1 protein-coding gene is annotated in these 707 nt (G+C 27.2%); it reads right to left on the reverse strand.

The window, feature by feature from the left end; translation table 11 throughout:
- Positions 1-280: 280 nt before the first annotated feature.
- Positions 281-707, reverse strand: a 427-nt coding sequence (locus CQA53_RS11785; RefSeq protein WP_147290066.1) for a hypothetical protein, incomplete at its 5' end; no start/stop codon positions are given.

The raw sequence follows: 707 nt of genomic DNA on the forward strand, positions 1-707 counted from the left end.
AAATAATATGAATAAGGTGTGTAATAAAAAATAATTAATCCTATACCTCCAATAAATACTAAAAACTTAGAGATTTTCTTCTTCGATTTAAATGCTTTTTTATATATGAGCCACCATATAAAATATGAGAGAGTAAGAGGGATAATAATATTCCATAATATCACTAAAAATAATACCATAAACATATCCTTTGAGATTTTGCTAGATGAAAATATCCATAAGCACCACAAGCTAATTCCGCATAGTCCCTTAATTTCTGTATTTGTTCTTTATTGCTCATTTAATCTCCTTTTTCAAAAATATTACAAGTTTCTCGGTATGGTTTGAATACAAGCTCATAAGAAGACATACCTTTTGTTGTGAGATACCTTCTTTTAGGGTCCCATATTAATGCAAATTCTATTTTCATAAGATGTCTCTTATCTATTTTATGTTCAAATAATAGATGAGCTATATACTCAATCCTAGATTTCTGTATCTTATAAGAATATAAATATCTTACATTATTTTCATCATAATCAAGATATTTTGGTGTTAATAATATTGAGTTTTTTTCAATACCTTCCCAATCTAGCGTATCTAAACTCAATCCAAAGTAACTTAAGATTTTATTATACTTCTCTTCATTATTTGGTAATTCATTAAGCTTACACATCTTTTTAAATTCATGATAACTTGGTTGAAAACTATAAGGCACGAACCACCCC

This window comes from Helicobacter didelphidarum (assembly GCF_003364195.1).
In the GTDB taxonomy this organism is placed as follows: Bacteria; Campylobacterota; Campylobacteria; order Campylobacterales; family Helicobacteraceae; genus Helicobacter_A; species Helicobacter_A didelphidarum.